Raw genomic sequence first — 17,086 nt, 5'->3', positions numbered from 1 at the left:
GTATAATACGGGGCATGTCACATTGCTTTCGAAAACTGCTCATCATCGCGAACCCCGTTGCGCAAAACGGTGAAGGCAAGGCGTGCGCTTATCGGGCGCGCGCCTTGCTTGCGTCTGCGTTAGGGGAAGACGCCTTCGCACTTGAGTTCACCGAGCGCCCGGGGCAGGCGAGCGACATCGCCGCCCGTGCCGCATCGCGCGGGTTCGACTGCGTCTGCGCGCTCGGCGGCGACGGCATCGCAAACGAGGTCGCCTGCGGGCTCATGGAGATTCCGGCAGGTGAGCAGCCTGCTTTCGCACTGCTGCCCGTCGGCTCGGGCAACGACTATGCACGCACGCTCGGCATGTCGACCGACCTTCCCACGGCGGTTCTGCAGCTGTGTGACGGCGAATTGCGCTCGCATGACGTGGGGAAATGCAACGATCGATGGTTCTTGGAGACGCTGTCGTTCGGTCTTGATGCCGCGATTGCGCTCGATACCGTCGAGCGCCGCGCACGAACGGGGAAGACGGGAACGATGCTCTATTTGCAATCGGGCATCGATCAGCTGCTCCACCATATGGACCTGCGCCGCTACACTGCCGCGCTCGACGGCGGCGAGCCTATTTGCGGCGAGTCGTATCTCTTCGCGGTCCAGATCGGGCAGACTTACGGCGGCGGCTTCCGCATCTGCCCCGACGCTGCGCCTGACGACGGTCTGTTCGATATCTGCATCGCGCATCCGCCGTTGACGCGGCTTTCCGGTACCTTCATTTTCCTTATGGCGAAGGATGCTCATCATACGCGTTTCAAGCAGATCGAGTTTCGCCGCGCGGCGTCGATTGACCTTCGCTTCGACGCGCCGCTTCCCGTGCAGATCGACGGGGAGGCGCTCGTGGCAGACTCCTACCGCATCTCAATCGCCCCGCGCGCCCTGCGCGTTGTCGTTCCCCGCCAAGGCGAAAGCGCGCGCTCATGACGAAGCGCTCGGCGAATCGCAAAGACGTTGTGCGGGCGGGGGAGCGGCCTGGGGAACGGGCTCGCTCCGATAAGCAGGTGGCGGAGGATGCGCGCGCCTACCGCCGGCGCTTTCTTCCCGTAAATCGCGAGGACATGCGCGAGCGCGGCTGGGACGAGTGCGACTTCGTGTACGTGTCCGGCGATGCGTATGTGGACCACTCGTCGTTCGGTGCGGCCATCATCTGCCGTCTTCTCGAGGCGAACCACTACAAGGTCGGCATGATCGCCCAGCCCGATTGGCGCGATCCGGAAAGCGTCGCCGCGCTCGGGCGCCCGCGTCTGGGGTTCCTCGTGAGCTCGGGGAACATGGACTCTATGGTGAATCACTATACGGTCGCCAAGAAGCGCCGCCACTCGGATGCCTTCTCTCCTGGGGGCGAGGGCGGCCTGCGCCCCGACCACGCGGTTGTAGTGTACTCGAACCTGATCAGACGCGTGTTCAAGGACGTTCCCATCATCATCGGAGGCATCGAGGCGAGTTTGCGACGCCTTGCCCACTACGATTACTGGTCGGACTCGCTGAAGCGGTCGATCCTGCTCGATTCGAACGCCGACCTTGTGTCCTATGGCATGGGGGAGCATTCCATTGTGGAAATCGCCGATGCCCTGAATTCGGGGCTTTCGGTCAGTGACCTTACTTTCATCGATGGCACGGTATTCCGCACGCGCTCGCTTGATCATGTCTACGACTACGAGCTGCTGCCCGCTTACGGCGCCATGCGCGCCAACCCGCGCGCCTACGCGGAAAGCTTCGCCGTACAATACGCCAACAGCGACCATGTGACGGGAAAACGCCTGGTCGAACCCTATGGCGAGCACGAGTTCGTCGTGCAGAACCCGCCTGCCGCCCCGCTTTCGACCGCCGAGCTCGATGCGGTCTATCGCTTGCCGTTCGTCCGCGCCGCGCATCCCGACTACGATGCCGCGGGCGGGGTTCCCGCCATCAAGGAAGTGAAGTTCTCGCTCGCGAGCAACCGGGGATGCTTCGGCGAGTGCGCCTTCTGCGCGCTCACGTTCCACCAGGGGCGCGTCGTGCAGGTGCGCAGCCGCGCCTCGCTCGTCGCGGAGGCCGAGGAGATGACGCACGACGCCGACTTCAAAGGCTATATCCACGACGTCGGCGGCCCGACGGCGAACTTCCGCGCGCCCGCCTGCCGCAAGCAGGTGGACCATGGCGCTTGCCGGGGGAGAAGATGTTTAGCGCCCGAACCATGTAAGAAACTCATCGCCGACCATTCCGACTACATCCGTCTCTTGCGCGAGCTGCGCGAGGTTCCCGGCGTGAAGAAGGTGTTCGTTCGCTCGGGCATCCGCTTCGACTACGTGATGCTCGATGAGAAGCATGGGCGGGAGTTCGTGCGCGAGCTGGCCGAGCACCACGTGAGCGGGCAGCTGCGCGTCGCGCCCGAGCACGTTTCCCACGGCGTCCTGTCGTGCATGGGCAAGCCCGATCACGCAATCTACGAGCGCTTCGTCTCGCTGTTCGAGGAGGAGAACGCCCGCGCGGGCAAGAAGCAGTTCATCGTTCCCTACCTTATGTCCTCGCATCCGGGTTCGACTATGGAAGAGGCCGTTGAGCTGGCCGAATTCGTGCGCGATATGGGGTTTAACCCCGAGCAGGTGTCGGATTTCTACCCGACGCCTGGAAGCTTGGCCACGGTGATGTACTTCACGGGGCTCGACCCGCGCACCATGGAACCGATCTACGTGCCGAAAAACCCGCATGAGAAGGCGCTTCAGCGCGCGCTCATCCAATACCGCGACCCGAAGAATCGCGACCTGGTGCGCGAGGCGTTGCACCGCGCTGGCCGGGAGGACCTCATCGGCTTCGACGCGAAATGCCTCGTGCGACCGGAGGGGGCGCACGGGGGCGCGCCGCCGAAGGGAAAGGGCACGCCGAAGGGGAAAGCGGCGCCAAAAGGGGATGCCCGCAGGAGTAGCTCTTCGGGTAGTGCGCCTAGTCGCAAGGGGAAGCAGTCTCGCTCGAACGGCGGCAAGGGCAAGCCAGCCCAGCAGAGTGGCGGTAAGGATGAAGCCCGACGCTCGCCCGGTAGCAAGAGCGGGAATTCCCATCCAGGCGGCGGCAAGGGCAAGGTTCCCCATTCGCACACCGGCAGGGGCAAGCGCAAGGAAACCCCTGGTGAGGGGCAACGCGGCCGAGGAACGAAGAGGAAAGGGTAGGTTCGCATATGCAGGAAGGGAAGGCTTGTTCCTTCGATGTGGTGGTCGTCGGAGCTGGCATTGCCGGGTGCACGGCGGCCCGCGAGCTTGCGCGCTATGACCTGTCCATCTGTGTACTCGAGGCGGGAAACGACATTGCCTGCGGTGCGACCCGAGCGAACTCCGCTATTGTGCATGCGGGCTTCGACCCCGCGCCCGGTACGCTCAAGGCGCGCTTCAACGCCGAGGGCTCGAAGGCGTATCCGCGCTGGTGCGACGAGCTTGGCGTGCAGTTCCGCCGCAACGGGTCGATGGTGCTTGCCTTCGACGACGAGGGCCGTTCGAAGCTCGATGAGCTCGCCCGCCGTGCCCAGGCGAACGGGGTCGAGGGTGTGCACATCGTGCCGGGCGATTGTGCGCGCGAGATGGAGCCGAACGTCTCGCCCGAGGTCGCTTGCGCACTGGTGGCACCGACGGGCGGCATCGTCGATCCCTACGGCTTCGCCTTCGCAGCGGCCGAGAACGCGTGCGGCAACGGCGTGAGGTTCCTGTTCAATCACCGCGCGGAGCGCATCGTTCGCGCGGACGGCGGTTTTCGCGTCGAGGCCTCGGGGGAGCGTTTCTTCGCGCGGGCGGTCGTGAACGCGGCGGGACTTTTCGCCGACGAGCTGAACAACATGGTCTCGGGGGAGCGCTTCTCCATCACACCGCGCCGGGGCGAGTACTATCTCTACGACACCGAATACGCCATCACGTTCGAGCACACGATGTTTCAGGTGCCCGGCCCGCTCGGCAAGGGAGTGCTCGTCACGCCCACGATCCACGGCAACATGCTCATCGGTCCGAACTCGGTTTCCCAGACTTCCAAGACCGACCTTTCGACGACGCAGGAGGGGCTTGCCGACATCGTCGAACGCGCGCGCCGCACCTGGCCTGCGGCTTCTCCCCGCGGTGCTATCACGAACTTCGCAGGGCTGCGCGCGGCGGGCGAATCGGGCGACTTCGTCATCGGCGAGGCGGCGGATGCGCCCGGGTTCTTCAACATCGCCTGCTTCGAATCGCCTGGCCTGACGTCTGCTCCTGCGGTGGCGACCTTCATCGCCTCCCAGGTTGCGGCTCGCCTGGGTGTGGACGGCAATCCGTCGTTTAACCCGCGCCGCGCGCCGCAGCTTCCCTTCACGGCCATGACCGACGAGCAGCGCGAACGTGCTATCGCGAGCAATCCGGCGTTCGGGCATGTGGTCTGCCGCTGCTGCGAGGTGACCGAGGCGGAAGTGGTGCGCGCATTGCATGGCCCTCTTCCCGTGCTCTCGCTCGATGCAATCAAGTGGCGCACGGGCGCTACGATGGGGCGCTGCCATGGCGGCTTTTGCTCGCCTGAGCTTGTGGAAATCATGTCGCGCGAGCTGGGTTGCGCACCCGATGCGATCAACAAGCGGCTTGCGGGGTCGAGGATGATTGCATCCGCCCGCGCCGACTACGTCGAGCTCGTGTGCGCGGGCGGGGGCCCCACCAAAGGCGAGGCTCCTGAGGAAGCGGACGCGCGGCATGCGGCGCCGGATGTGCAGCGAAGCGAGCTGGGTGCGCCCGCGCGGATTGAGGACAGCTTCGACGTGGTCGTCATCGGCGGCGGCGCGGCGGGCATGGCGGCGGCTGCGAGCGCGCGGCGTGCGGGCGCGGCTCGCGTGGCCATGGTCGATCGCGAGGAGCGCCCGGGCGGCGTGCTCAAGCAGTGCGTGCACAACGGCTTCGGCCTGCATCGCATGAAGGCGGAGCTCACTGGCCCCGAATACGCCGCAATGGAGGAGCAAGCCGTCATCGATGTGGGTGTGACCTGCGAATACGGCGTATCAGTGCTGCGCATCGACGACGAGGGCGCAGGAAAGCTCGTCGTCGGCACACGATTCGGTGCCGAACTTTTCCTCCACGCGAAAGCCGTGGTTTTGGCGACGGGAAGCCGCGAGCGCGGGCTGGGGGCGCTCGGCATCGCGGGGGCGCGTCCCTCGGGGGTCTACACGGCGGGCTGCGCGCAAAACTTCATGAACTTGCAGGGGCTTGTTCCTGGGTCGACTGCGGTGGTGCTCGGCTCGGGCGATATCGGGCTTATCATGGCCCGCCGCATGTCGCTTTCGGGAATCAGGGTGCTCGGCGTGTACGAGATCATGCCGTTTTCCTCGGGGTTGCGCCGCAACATCGTGCAATGTCTCGATGACTTCGGCATCCCGTTGCACCTGTCGCGCACGGTGGTGCGGCTTGAGGGCGAGACGCGCCTTCAAGCCGTCGTTGTGGCGGACGTCGATCCTGCGACGCGCCGTCCCATCGAGGGCACCGAGGAGCGCATCCCCTGCGACACGCTGGTGCTTTCGTGCGGACTCATTCCCGAAAACGAGGTTGCGAAAACGGCTGGGGTGACGCTCTCGCCGATAACGGGGGGTGCCGTCGTCGACGAGCGCTTGGCAACGAGCGTGCCCGGAATTTTCGCCTGCGGAAATGCCCTGCACGTGCACGATTTGGCAGACTTCGCGTCCGAGGAAGGCGAGCGGGCGGGGGCTTCTGCGGCCGCCTTCGCGCGTGGCGACACGTCGGCCGCAACGCGCACGAAGGGCGTGCCGGGCGAGCCGTCCATCGAAGTGGTAGCCGGAAAAGGCGTGCGCTACGTCGTGCCCCAGGTAATTTCCCGTGATGCGGAAGAGCCGGTGACGCTTTCCTTCCGCGTATCCGATGTTATCGAGGGTGTGCGGTTCGAGGTTCGCTCGTGCGATGACGCGGGTGCGGGCGAGGTGCTTGCGCGGGCTCGCGATATGGTGGCGGTTCCCGCCGAGATGCGGCGCATGAAGGTCGATGCGGAGAGCTTGGCCGAGTGCTCGCGCATCGTCGTGTCGGCGGTAAGCGGGCTTGCCGGGCGACAAGTGCCCGCCGCGGAAGGGGGCGCACGATGAGCCGGAGGATCACCTGCATCCAGTGCCCGATGGGGTGCGTCATGAACGTCGGGTTCGCCGAGAACGGCGAGGTCACGAGCGTCGAGGGCAACTCGTGCGGCCGTGGGAAGAAGTATGCCTAGGCCGAGGCAACTAACCCGGTCAGAACTGTGTGCGGCACCGTCTGCGCTGCGGGATGCTTGGAACCAGTGAGCTATCGAACGAGCGCGCCGGTGCCCAAGGCGCTTGCGGGGGATGTCGCCCGCGCGGCGGCGGGGCTCTCCCTGCGCGCCCCCATCGCATTGGGCGATGTCATCTGCGAGAACGTGTGCGGCACGGGGGTTTCTCTCGTAGCGACGAAGTCGGTGGGGTAGGGCTTGCGCGCCGTCCCCGTCCCGCCCCCGTCCTACTCTCGTCCCATCCCTCCTGCCCACTCTCGTCCCACTCCCCCGTCCCACTCTCGTCCCATCACCGTCTCGACATGAGCGACGCGTCGCACGCAGCCCCATCCGTGCAGTGTTTCTGCAATGCGGTCGGTCGTTCTCGCAATCGTATACAATCATAGGGTTGTATATCAGCGGCCGCGGTGCCGTTAAACCCGAGCGAGGGCACGCATGGATTTGCACATAGCGAAGCGCACGGCGCCTCTGTTGATTCTGGACATCATCGCCACGTACGTGGCCTATTGGCTGGCATCGCTTCTGACCAACGTCTACGACGAGGTGTTCACCAGCAACGAGATCTTTTTCATCCTGGGAATCCTCGCCGTGGTGAACATCGCGATCATGGGCGCGTTTCGCCTGTACAACAATCTATGGGAATACGCGAGCGTTGACGAGGCGCTGCAGATTGTGCTTTCCGTTGTCATATCCACCCTGGTGGGAGCCGTGTTCCTGTGGGTTATCAACGTGAGACTTCCCATTCGCGTGTTCATTGGCGCGTCGATTCTGCTCGTGTTCCTCATGGGCGGTTACCGCCTTTTGTGGCGCATCAAGCGGCGCAAGAAGCGCGCGTTTTCGGGGGACAACCTCGATCGTCCGCGGACGCTCGTCGTTGGCGCAGGGGAAACCGGCTCGCTCACCATCAACCGCATGGCCACGAAGGATCCGAACATGCCGGGCATCCCCATCGTCGCGACCGACGACGACCCAGCCAAGCGGGGCCTGCGTATCCACGGCGTGAAGGTTGAGGGCTCGACCGACGACATCGAGGAGCTGGTGCGTAAGTATGATATCCAGCAGATCGTCGTCGCCATTCCCTCCTCAACCCCTGCAGAGCGCAAGCGCATCTACAGGGTGTGCACGAAGACCGAGTGCGTCCTCAAGACGCTGCCCAACATCCGCGACCTGCGAATCGACGAGCTGGGCGATGTGGCCCTGCGCGACGTTGACGTGACCGACCTGTTGGGGCGCGAGGAAGTGCAGCTCGACATGCGCATCGCGTATGCGTACGTGGCGGGCGAGACCGTGCTCGTCACAGGCGGCGGCGGGTCAATCGGCAGCGAGCTGTGCCGCCAGCTGGCGAAGGTCGCGCCGCGCCGCATCGTTATCTTCGACATCTGCGAGAACGATGCCTACATGCTCCGCCAAGAGCTGCTTCGCTCCTACGACGACATCTCGATCGACATCGAGATCGGCAGTATCTGCAACGAGGCTCGCGTGAACGAGGTCTTCGAGAAGTATCACCCGGCGGTGGTGTTCCACGCTGCCGCCCACAAGCACGTTCCGCTTATGGAGGTATGCCCGCGCGAGGCCATCGAGAACAACGTCTTTGGCACGTTGAACGTGGTGCGCGCGGCGGACGCCTTTGGCGTGGAGCACTTCACGTTCATCTCGACCGACAAGGCCGTGAACCCCACTTCGGTTATGGGCGCCACCAAGCGCATGGGCGAGATGATCATGCAGTACTACGCCCGCACATCGAAGACCGTGTTCGCGGCGGTGCGCTTCGGCAATGTGCTTGGCAGCAACGGTAGCGTGATTCCCCTGTTCAAGAAGCAGATTGCGGAAGGCGGCCCCGTGACGGTGACGCACCCCGACATTGAGCGCTTCTTCATGACCATTCCCGAGGCGGTGCAGCTTGTCATCCAGGCGGGCGGCATGGCGAAGGGCGGCGAGATCTTCGTGCTCGACATGGGCGAGCCGGTGAAGATCGCGGATCTGGCGAAGAACCTCATCCGTCTGTCGGGCGCGCATGTGGGCATCGTCTACACCGGCCTGCGCGACGGTGAGAAGATGTACGAGGAGCTGCTGATGGACGAGGAGAACACGCTTCCCACGTCCAACCATTCGATCATGATTTCGCAAGGCCAGGAAATCAGCCACGAGCAGGTGGCGCAGAAGCTCGGCGAGCTGCAAGAGGCAATCCGCGACACCGATGAGCAGGCAATCAAGATTCTCGAAGAGGCCGTCCCGACCTATCACTTCACGAAGAATTGCTAAAAAATGCCCGCAACCAGGGGAGGTTGCGGGCATTGCTCGCTTAGCGGCTTCTCGTCGCGTTACCCCGCGACGGAGCTTGCTGCCTACTCGTTGGCCTCGCGGGCGCGGTGCTTCTTGAGGTAGTTGGTGGTTGCGAAGAACGTGTTCACGACGCCTGTGTTCTTCAGGTTATAGAATCCCTGCCCCATAAGCCCGCGCACATAGGCGAGCTTGTCGATGTGCGGGCATTCCAGGCCGCGAAGATCGGCGAACAGGCGCTTGCAGCCAGGGGAGATTTCGGGGTCGGAAAACACCAGTACAGCATCCATGCGCTCGAACATATGGGTCGCTGCTTGGCGCACGCCCTCGCCGTCGAGCCCGACGACTTCCAGGATGCCCGAGAGATACGTGAAGCCGCGGCTGTTGTGCGCGCGCAGGATGCTCTCGTCGGTCACGCCGAGCTTCTCGAGGATATCCATCATGTCGTTCCAGCGCTCGAGCGGCAGAAGCGTGCTGCGCTTTGCGAACGCTTCGGACTTCTCCGGCGTCTCCTCGCGATAGCAGTAATACTCCTTGTCGGTGTAGAGGATGCGGTCGGTCTGACAGAGCGTCTCGATGAGGAACGGATTGTCCGCCCAGCCCGCGCCGGGAATCTCACGGAAGCGAATGCCCTTGTCAAGCAGGTACTGCTTGCGATAGATCGCCGACCAGATGGATGGGTGGTGGCACAGCAGATGCGCCGCGTCCTTAATGGCAAACGGCTGGACGGGCGGGTTGATGCGTCCGTGGTAGCTGCAGTTCATCTTGCGCTGCTTGGGCGTGTCGGGCAACCAGATGCGCCAATAACCCGACTTCACGATGTCGATCGGCTCGGGGTACATGCGCGCGAGCGCGAGCAGGTCGGAATACATGCCGCTCTCGATCCAGTCGTCGGGTTCGAGGATGGAAATCCACTCGCCGCGCGACTCGTCGAGCCCGCGGTTGCAGGTGGCGCCGTAGCCTTGGTTGTGCTTGTCGATCACCACGATGCGCTCGTCGCGCGCGGCATGGGCGCGCATGATGTCAAGCGAGTTGTCGGTGGAGCCGTCGTTTAAGCAGATGATTTCCAGGTTCTTGTACGTTTGCCCCTCGACGCTGTCGAGCGCCTGATCGAGATAGGGACCTGCGTTGTAGATGGGGATGATGACGGAAACCAGCGGTGCGAACTGCGAAGATGACATGATGCTCCTATTCGTTTTCCTGCGTATCCGCGGATACGGCATCGGCAGACGTGGCGTCCGTGCGCTCAGTCTTAATGGGCTGCGCGTCCTCGGCACCCGCATCCGCAAGCCCTGCGTCCACGAGCGTTTCCTGCACAGCCTTCCCGAGCATCTCCTTGTCGAGTCGCCCGAACTGCGAGGAATCGCCCAAGAAGGTGAGGTGCTTCACGCTGCCGCCCTTCTTCTTGATGTAGCTTACGGCGTGCGCGACGCTATCGAGGTTTTGCGGGTCTTCCAGAAGGAAGGCGGAATCGGTCTTGGCGGCCCAGGCGCCGGCGGCGAACGCGTCGGCGGGGTTCCATACCGAGCTCACGATGAGGTTGCCGATCGTGAGTCGCGCGCCCTCGACCTGGCCCGAGGTGATGAGGTCGTTGATCTTCTCGTTGGCGTCGTAAGGGTTCTTCCCGATGAGGCGCTCGCTTTTCACGCCGTGCTCGGCGCAGGCGGCGAGGAACGTGTCGGGGATATGCTTGTCGACGCCCAGCGCAATCAGATCGGTGAAGTCGCCGCCTTGGATCGATGCTGCCGTGGCGTCGTCGATCACGCCGAGTTCGCGAATGTAGAACACGGGGATATGCTGGTTGAACAGCAGCGGCGAAAGCGTGATCAGGTCACCGAGGCAGTCGTGGTGCGCGATGATGGCGAGCTTGCTCCAGCCGGGCACGCCGTCTTCCTCCGCCGCGCGCTTTCCGAAGTCGAAGATGAGGCGCGCAAGCTCGACTGACTCGTTGCAATCGATGCGGCAGATCGCGCACCCGTCGCCTGCAGCGTCCTTCGCCTGCTCGGCCACTTCGGAAGAGAGCACGTCCTCGCCGCCCAAGACGACGATGCGGCGCGGCGCGAGACTCGCGATCTCTTGAGCGACCACGTCGGGCAGCGACTCATTCTTCGAGAGCAACACCGGCGCGTCGAGCATGCCGGAGAGCCCTTGCGCGGACATGCACGGCAGGCTGAAGTCGCCCGACGCCAGGATGACGCTACCATCCTGCGCGAACTTGCACTTCTCTGCGATTTTCACGGCGGTGCCGTAGCGGTTCTCGCCGGCGACGGAGCTCACGAGCCCCTCGGGCACGCGGGTGGGGGAGTTCAGCATGCTGAACACGGCGGCCTCCGACTCGGCCGAGCCCACATGCCCGCCGAGCACGCGGTAGGTGCGGCATACGTCGGCAGCCGAGCCCATCATGCGGGTGTGGCCCTTCTCAATCCAGATGGCCTTGTTGCACAAGCGCTCGATCTGGTCGTTGTTGTGCGACACGATGAGCACGGTGACGTCGTGTTCTTTAATGAGCTGCGTGATGCGGCGCTCGCATTTCTGCTGGAACATGAAGTCGCCGACCGAGAGCACCTCGTCGACGATGAGGATTTCGGGCACGATGACCGTGGCGATGGCGAACGCGATGCGCGCGACCATGCCCGACGAGTAGTTCTTCATCGGCATGTCGAGGAACTTCTCGACCTCCGCGAAGTCGACGATCTCGTCGAAGTGCTGCTGGATGAACTTCTTCGAATAGCCCAGAAGCGCGCCGTTCAAGAAGATGTTCTCGCGCGCGGTGAGCTCCATGTCGAAGCCGGCGCCGAGCTCGATCAAAGGCGCGATGCTGCCGTTGATGGTGCAGGTGCCCTCGGTGGGCTCGAGCACGCCGGCGATGATCTTGAGCATGGTGGACTTGCCCGAGCCGTTCGTGCCCAGGATGCCGAACACGTCGCCCTTGCGGACGGTGAACGACACGCCGTCGAGCGCGCGGAACTCCTTGAACATAAGCTCGCGCTTTGCAAGGGCGATGGCGTATTCCTTCAAGCTGTTGAGCTGCTGAGATGCCATGTTGAAGACCATGGACACGCGATCCACGTCGACCATGACGGGCCGGTCGTCGACTGCGGCGGCAAGCTCGCGCTCGATGTCGCCGAGCGGGGTTGTGTTGATGTTCTCGGGCATAGGTTCCGCCTAAACGTAGAGGATGAACTTCTTCTCGGTCGCCTTGAACACGGCGAAGCCGATGGCGAAGGTGATCGCGGCCATGCCGAGGCAGATGAGGTTCTCGGCGAGGCCGGGCACCGTGTTGTACATCGCGATGTCGCGGAAATAGCACACGTAGTGGTACATCGGGTTGAACGCCTCGGCCGCCTGCATCCAGTCGGGCAGAAGGCCCACCGGGTAGAACAACGGCGTGGCGTAGGTCCATGCGGTGATGACGACGCCCCACAGGTGGCACACGTCGCGGAAGAACACGGCGAGCGAGGAGAGCAGCATGCCGAGCCCCGCGCAGAAGAGCAGCATGAACACGAGCAGAATGGGCATCGCGAGCAGGTTCACCGTCGGCGGGATGCGGAAGAAGAGCATGACGATGACGACCGCGATGAGGGAGATGGCGAAGTTCACGAGCGTGAAGAGCACCTTCTCCAGCGGGAAAATCATCTTCGAAACGCGTACCTTCTTGATGAGCGGCGCCGATTCGAGGATGGAGCCCATGGCGGACGACGTCGAGTCGGCCATGAGCGAGAAGAGCACGTTGCCCAGGATGAGGTACATGGGGAAGTTCTGCACGTCGTCGCCGAACTTGAGCACGTTCGTGAACACGGCGGCGAGCACGCACATCATGAGCAGGGGATTTAGGACCGACCAGAGAACGCCCAGGACGCTTCGGCGGTACTTGAGCTTGAAGTCCTTCGACACAAGCGATGTGATGGTGAACCAATTCCGCTTGAGCGTGGCCTTGGTCGATGCGGTTTGAGCCATAGGGTCCTCAACGGTCGGGTGCATTGCGCGCGCCGAGGGTCGGCCCTTGGCGCAACTCATCATTTTATAGCGCTTTGGACGGGGTCTTCCGCATGCGCATGAAAAGCCCAGATTGCCCGCGCGAGCGGTCGTGCGACTGCTCGCGAGCGGCGGTGCGCGCGCGGGGCGTGGGCGGCGCTCGTGGGGGCGAGGGGGCGCGGGGTCGTGCGGGCGTGCATGCGCATTGCGAGGGTCGTGCGGGCGCAGCGGCCCTCCGTTGTGCCGATGCCGTGTGCGATGTGTTCGCGGTGCGCGCGCTCGCGTATACTCAAGGAGAAGGCGAACGGAATGCCGCCTTCCCTTACGATACGCACAAGATTCGGAGTATAAACATGGCTATCTTGCGACATCGGAGTATCTGCGCCTTGAGCGCCCTTATCCTCGCGGCAGTTTGCGCATTGTGCGTCGTCTCGCCTGGTTGCGCGCTTGCTGCAGAAGTCGACGCACAGACAGACGACGCCAACAGCTGGCGTTTCACGGACGGGCAGCTGTTGACGGTGCCCGGTTTGGACGGTATTTCCCTTCTCTCGAGCGAAAGCTACGCCGAGTTCGACGCGACGCTTACCCCTAACGGTTATGCCACAGTGAACCGCCAGACCGGCTCGCAGCGCCTTATCCCCGGCGCCCTCGCCAAGGGCATCGACGTGAGCGAGTGGAACCGCACAATCGATTGGGAAGCAGTGAAGAACGATGGCGTGAAGTTCGCCATCATCCGCGTGGGCTACGGCAACGACCTTGCCAACCAGGACGATAAGTACTGGCTGCGCAACGTCTCCGAGTGCGAGCGACTGGGCATTCCGTACGGCGTCTACATTTACTCCTACGCCAAGAACGCCGACATGGCAAGAAGCGAGGCCGACCACGTCCTTCGCCTGATTGCGGGGCACGACCTAAGCTATCCGGTGTATTTCGACATGGAAGACAACTCCCAGCTCAATGCCACGGGCGGCGACCCGACCGAGCTGGCGAAGATCGCGAGTGCGTTCAGCGAGAAGATTGAGGCTGCAGGCTACGACGTGGGAATCTACGCGAACCGAAACTGGTTTTCGAACTACCTGACCGATCCCGTGTTCGACAACTGGGTTCGCTGGGTCGCGGAATACGGTGTCTCGCAGTGCCAGTACGGCGGTGAGTACGGCATGTGGCAGCTCTCGAGCGGCGGCCGCGTGAAAGGCATCGACTATCCCGCCGATGACGAGGGCGGACGCGTCGACGTGAACCTCATGTACCGTGCGGGCTACTCCAGCGACGTGGCTGCCGGCGATTGGTTCGTCGAAAGCGGCGCCTTCGACTATGTGGTTATCCGCGAAATCATGGGGAATTATTCGGGCACGAACCTTTTTGGCCCCTACGATACGATCACGCGAGCCCAGGTGGCGACCATCTTGTGGCGTCTGGCGGGAAGCCCCATTTCGAGCATCTCGCAGCCTTTCAGCGATGCGGACCCGAACGAGTACTACTATAAGGCGCTTTGCTGGGCGAAGGAAATCGGCGTCTCGACGGGCTACAGCGGCACCGATTGCTTCGGGCCGAACGACCCGGTGACGCGGGAGCAGCTGGCAACGCTGTTCGCGCGCTATGCGAGCGTGGTCGACGGGCGCGATACGTCAAGCGATTGCGCGGCTATGAACGCGAAGAACGGCGCGGACGAGGTGAGCGACTATGCGCGCGAAGCAATGGGATGGGCGGTGGACACGGGTCTCATCACCGGCGTGAACGGCACCGACCTTGAGCCCGGCGGCACCGCATGGCGCGCCTCGATGGCTGAGATGGTGAAGCGCTACGCAAGCTTCTAGTTTGCCCGCCGCGATTTTTTTTCGCGGGTGTACGTCTTCTCTGAGGTGCGCTCTCTCGCGGCGTACCGCGTTGTCGGGCTCGTCTTGATACGTTGATTGTGCATGGGAGGCGTCGCGTCGTGCGGCGCCTTTCCCGAAGGAAGGTGCTTCGGATATGGAAAAAACCTACTGCAAGATCGTGCTCGTCGCCCGCATGGGAGCGGGCGTCGCAACCCCCGCGTTTTGCGCGAAGAGGGCGTTTGAAAAGCAGGGGCACACGGTGTTCCTCTTCACGCCGAACATGTGGCCCGAGCTTTTCGACGAGGCTGGCACCTTCGATGCTGCGATGCTTTCCCGCTTCTTCGAGGTGCAGCGTCCCGATTGCCTGATGCTCGCCGAGGGCATAGGCGCGCGCGGGCTCGACGCGGCTGCCTCGCGCGGCGTCGCCGTGGGCATGCTTGCCGCCACGCGATCCGAGGCCGAGGCGAGCGTGGCGAAGTCGAGCGGTGCGCCTTTCGACTTCGCGGTAACGATTTCCGGGCGCTCGCTGCGTCTGGAGGAGCTCGACGGGTTCGAAGGCGTCGTGGGGGCGTGCGCTCCCGCTGTCGATGCCGCCTACGCCTCGACGCCGATTGCGAACTTGGTGGCCTTCGGGCCCGGCGTCATGTGCCTGCAAGACGCGTCGCCCGCTCGCGTCGCCTTCTTCGATGAGCTGGTCGCAGACGAGCGCTTTAAGGGAGCCGTCCGCTGCTTCGGCGCCGGGTGGCCCGAGCGCTTCGCGTCCGACCCGACGTTTACCCACATCGCCTACTCCGCCCGTTCGAGTGCGGCGTGCGTGGTGTTCGGGGACCTGGGTGCGGGCTCGCAGAATGCGAACGCCCCAGCCGACGCTCGGGACGTGAAGTCCCCGGCGGATGCGCTGCTGACGGACGAGGCGCTTGTGCTCGTCCATGCCGATGGGGCGAAGCTTGCGTGCGTGGGCGAGGGCCTTTCCCCATGGCGCGCGGAGCGGATGGACATTTGCGAGAAGGATGTTACCGCGGCGCGCGAGGCGCTCATCGCGGCGGTTGCGGAGCAGCATTCGGGCGATGCCGCGTTCGAGAGCCGTCGCCTTCCCGTCGATTCGCAAGGTCCCTTCCTTGATGGGTCGCTGCTTGCCGCCCTCGAGAGCGTGCGCGAACAGCTTGCCGAGCGGGGGCTTATGGCGGGCCTTCCCGCGCCGCGCACGATCGTCTCGGTCCTCGGCTACGTGGGCATGGGCAACTTCGGCGACGAGTACATCCTGGCAACGGTCGATAGGCGCCTGCGGGAGCTGGTTTGCGGTTGCTCCATCGTTGCTGTCGGGGAAAACCCGCTGCATACCCTGCGCGAGCGCGGCATCTACTCCATCACGCTTCAGGACAAGCGCGTCCTCGACCGGGTGCTCGCCGCGTCCTCGGCGGCCCTCGTGATCGCAGGTCTCCTCTTCGACCAGGGAATTCGCTGGTCGATCGGGAAGGCGGAGCTTGCCTCGTCGATGCCGCACACCGACATCGCGGGAATCGCCGCCTACGTGGAGCTTGCCTACATGAACGATGCGCGCCCGGTGCTCTACGGCATCGGCGCGGGACCGCTCGACGTGGCGGACGGCCGCTCGCTTGTGCGCCTCATGGGACGTCTTGGTGCGCTGTTCCTCACGCGCGATGAGGCGACCGCCGAGCTCATCCGCTCGTGCCGGGTGCGCAGCGAGCAGGTGATAGCGCTTGCCGATTGCGCGTTTTTGGGAAGCGCTTCCGACGCTTCGTTCGTCGACGAATGGTTCGCATCCGAAGGAATCGACCCCGCGTCGCGCAGGGTCGTGGCGGTTTCGCTGCGCGAGTACGAGAACGCGCCCGACGATTTCGCCGAACGGGTGGCCGCCGCGATTGCGAGGGTTCAGGCAGCCCATCGCGACGTGGTCTTCACAGCGTGCATCCTCGACTCGAGCGACCGCGCGCTTGCCGAGCGCATCGGGGCGCTTCTCCCCGCTCAGGCGGCGCTCCGCATCTTCGATGCGGGGGAGCGCATAGAGCCGGTGGCGGACTTCCTCTCGCGCTGCTCGGCCGGTCTCTCGATGCGCTACCATGCGTCCCTTCTGCTTGGATCGTTCTGTAAACCGTGCGTTGGCCTGGGATATCTTCCCAAGGTGGTGTCGCTTTACGAGGATTTGGGGCAGGCGGACACGCTGCTTTCCATGAACGCGGATACTGCGGAGATCATTGCGGCTCTGGAATCCGTCCTCGCCTTCGACGCCCAGCGCGCGTTCGCGCTGACGAATCGCGTGTCCGAGCTGCGTAAGAAGAGCGGCGAGTCGGAGGGCATTCTGCTCGATGCCATCGCCTCGATCGCGCCCGCGAAGCGCGGGGAGATTCCCGAGGAGCTTTTCTTGAACCGGGTGGCGAACGATATCGCCGAGAAGGATCGCCTCCAGGCGCAGATTGCGCGGGAGCGTCGAAGCGTCGAGGAGGCTCGTACCCGCTGCGCTGAGATGGAATGCGAGCGCGATGTGGCGCGCGGCGAGGTGGAGGAGTACGCGCACTCGTATTCCTACCGCGTGGGATCGACGCTGCTCACCCTGCCCCGCAAACTTCGCGAGGCGCTGTCGAAGGGTGCGAAAGGGCCGAAGGAGTCATAGCCGCGCGTCCGTTGACACGCGCAGGCTGGGAAAGCGGGGCACGAAGGTTGAGTCGCCTCGCGGGCTTGCGTTCGGGAAGAGGCGATATCGGGCGGACGCTGAATAGCTTTCTCAGCAAGTATGCA

The 17,086-nt window shown here is 64.0% G+C and carries 11 protein-coding genes; 8 read left to right on the top strand and 3 right to left on the bottom strand.

What is annotated here, in order from left to right:
• The first annotated feature begins 14 nt into the window (after positions 1-14).
• The 6 genes from ACMRQN_RS03385 to ACMRQN_RS03360 all read left to right on the top strand — a co-directional run bounded on the left by ACMRQN_RS03385 (position 15) and on the right by ACMRQN_RS03360 (position 8,519).
• Positions 15-959 (top strand): diacylglycerol/lipid kinase family protein, encoded by a 945-nt coding sequence (locus ACMRQN_RS03385; RefSeq protein WP_418733823.1) that lies wholly within the window; start codon positions 15-17, stop codon positions 957-959.
• On the top strand, positions 956-3,181 hold the full coding sequence (locus ACMRQN_RS03380; protein WP_418733822.1) for a YgiQ family radical SAM protein: 2,226 nt from the start codon (positions 956-958) through the stop codon (positions 3,179-3,181). Before ACMRQN_RS03385 ends, ACMRQN_RS03380 begins: the two co-directional genes overlap by 4 nt.
• An 8-nt stretch (positions 3,182-3,189) precedes the next feature.
• On the top strand, positions 3,190-6,099 hold the full coding sequence (locus tag ACMRQN_RS03375; protein ID WP_418733821.1) for an FAD-dependent oxidoreductase: 2,910 nt from the start codon (positions 3,190-3,192) through the stop codon (positions 6,097-6,099).
• Complete coding sequence (locus ACMRQN_RS03370) at positions 6,096-6,221, top strand: hypothetical protein (RefSeq protein WP_418733820.1); 126 nt, start codon at positions 6,096-6,098, stop codon at positions 6,219-6,221. Before ACMRQN_RS03375 ends, ACMRQN_RS03370 begins: the two co-directional genes overlap by 4 nt.
• Before the next feature lie 27 nt (positions 6,222-6,248).
• Positions 6,249-6,452, top strand: coding sequence for a DUF1667 domain-containing protein (locus ACMRQN_RS03365; RefSeq protein ID WP_418733819.1), 204 nt, complete (start codon positions 6,249-6,251; stop codon positions 6,450-6,452).
• A gap of 240 nt (positions 6,453-6,692) precedes the next feature.
• Positions 6,693-8,519 carry a polysaccharide biosynthesis protein gene (locus ACMRQN_RS03360; protein ID WP_418733818.1) on the top strand — a complete coding sequence of 609 codons (1,827 nt, stop codon included), beginning with the start codon at positions 6,693-6,695 and terminating at the stop codon, positions 8,517-8,519.
• An 83-nt stretch (positions 8,520-8,602) separates the two neighbouring features.
• On the opposite strand, the gene ACMRQN_RS03355 is transcribed toward ACMRQN_RS03360, so the two are convergent.
• From ACMRQN_RS03355 to ACMRQN_RS03345, 3 genes are read right to left on the bottom strand one after another with little or no spacing between them, the layout of a single operon-like run.
• Complete coding sequence (locus ACMRQN_RS03355) at positions 8,603-9,718, bottom strand: glycosyltransferase family 2 protein (protein WP_418733817.1); 1,116 nt, start codon at positions 9,716-9,718, stop codon at positions 8,603-8,605.
• Positions 9,719-9,725: 7 nt separating this feature from the next.
• Positions 9,726-11,693, bottom strand: a complete 1,968-nt coding sequence (locus ACMRQN_RS03350) for an ATP-binding cassette domain-containing protein (protein WP_418733816.1) — start codon at positions 11,691-11,693, stop codon at positions 9,726-9,728.
• Positions 11,694-11,702: 9 nt separating this feature from the next.
• Positions 11,703-12,494: an ABC transporter permease gene (locus tag ACMRQN_RS03345; protein ID WP_418733815.1), complete on the bottom strand. Its 792-nt coding sequence runs from the start codon at positions 12,492-12,494 to the stop codon at positions 11,703-11,705.
• A 371-nt stretch (positions 12,495-12,865) separates the two neighbouring features.
• Here ACMRQN_RS03345 and ACMRQN_RS03340 point away from each other — a divergent pair, with 371 nt between their 5' ends.
• Both ACMRQN_RS03340 and ACMRQN_RS03335 read left to right on the top strand, forming a co-directional pair.
• Complete coding sequence (locus tag ACMRQN_RS03340) at positions 12,866-14,329, top strand: GH25 family lysozyme (RefSeq protein WP_418733814.1); 1,464 nt, start codon at positions 12,866-12,868, stop codon at positions 14,327-14,329.
• 154 nt (positions 14,330-14,483) lie between these two features.
• Positions 14,484-16,961, top strand: coding sequence for a polysaccharide pyruvyl transferase family protein (locus tag ACMRQN_RS03335; protein WP_418733813.1), 2,478 nt, complete (start codon positions 14,484-14,486; stop codon positions 16,959-16,961).
• Positions 16,962-17,086 lie beyond the last annotated feature (125 nt).

The organism is Ellagibacter sp. (assembly GCF_048412355.1).
In the GTDB taxonomy this organism is placed as follows: domain Bacteria; phylum Actinomycetota; class Coriobacteriia; order Coriobacteriales; family Eggerthellaceae; genus Ellagibacter.
Note: the sequence above shows the minus strand (reverse complement) of the source record. Positions and strands in the feature narration are given on the sequence as shown.

What these genes read in the sequence shown, in the direction of transcription:
- ACMRQN_RS03345 (WP_418733815.1), bottom strand. Translation starts at nt 12,494, where the DNA reads ATGGCTCAAACCGCATCGACCAAGGCCACGCTCAAGCGGAATTGGTTC.
- ACMRQN_RS03340 (WP_418733814.1), top strand. Translation starts at nt 12,866, where the DNA reads ATGGCTATCTTGCGACATCGGAGTATCTGCGCCTTGAGCGCCCTTATC.
- ACMRQN_RS03355 (WP_418733817.1), bottom strand. Translation starts at nt 9,718, where the DNA reads ATGTCATCTTCGCAGTTCGCACCGCTGGTTTCCGTCATCATCCCCATC.
- ACMRQN_RS03350 (WP_418733816.1), bottom strand. Translation starts at nt 11,693, where the DNA reads ATGCCCGAGAACATCAACACAACCCCGCTCGGCGACATCGAGCGCGAG.
- ACMRQN_RS03375 (WP_418733821.1), top strand. Translation starts at nt 3,190, where the DNA reads ATGCAGGAAGGGAAGGCTTGTTCCTTCGATGTGGTGGTCGTCGGAGCT.
- ACMRQN_RS03380 (WP_418733822.1), top strand. Translation starts at nt 956, where the DNA reads ATGACGAAGCGCTCGGCGAATCGCAAAGACGTTGTGCGGGCGGGGGAG.
- ACMRQN_RS03370 (WP_418733820.1), top strand. Translation starts at nt 6,096, where the DNA reads ATGAGCCGGAGGATCACCTGCATCCAGTGCCCGATGGGGTGCGTCATG.
- ACMRQN_RS03335 (WP_418733813.1), top strand. Translation starts at nt 14,484, where the DNA reads ATGGAAAAAACCTACTGCAAGATCGTGCTCGTCGCCCGCATGGGAGCG.
- ACMRQN_RS03360 (WP_418733818.1), top strand. Translation starts at nt 6,693, where the DNA reads ATGGATTTGCACATAGCGAAGCGCACGGCGCCTCTGTTGATTCTGGAC.
- ACMRQN_RS03385 (WP_418733823.1), top strand. Translation starts at nt 15, where the DNA reads ATGTCACATTGCTTTCGAAAACTGCTCATCATCGCGAACCCCGTTGCG.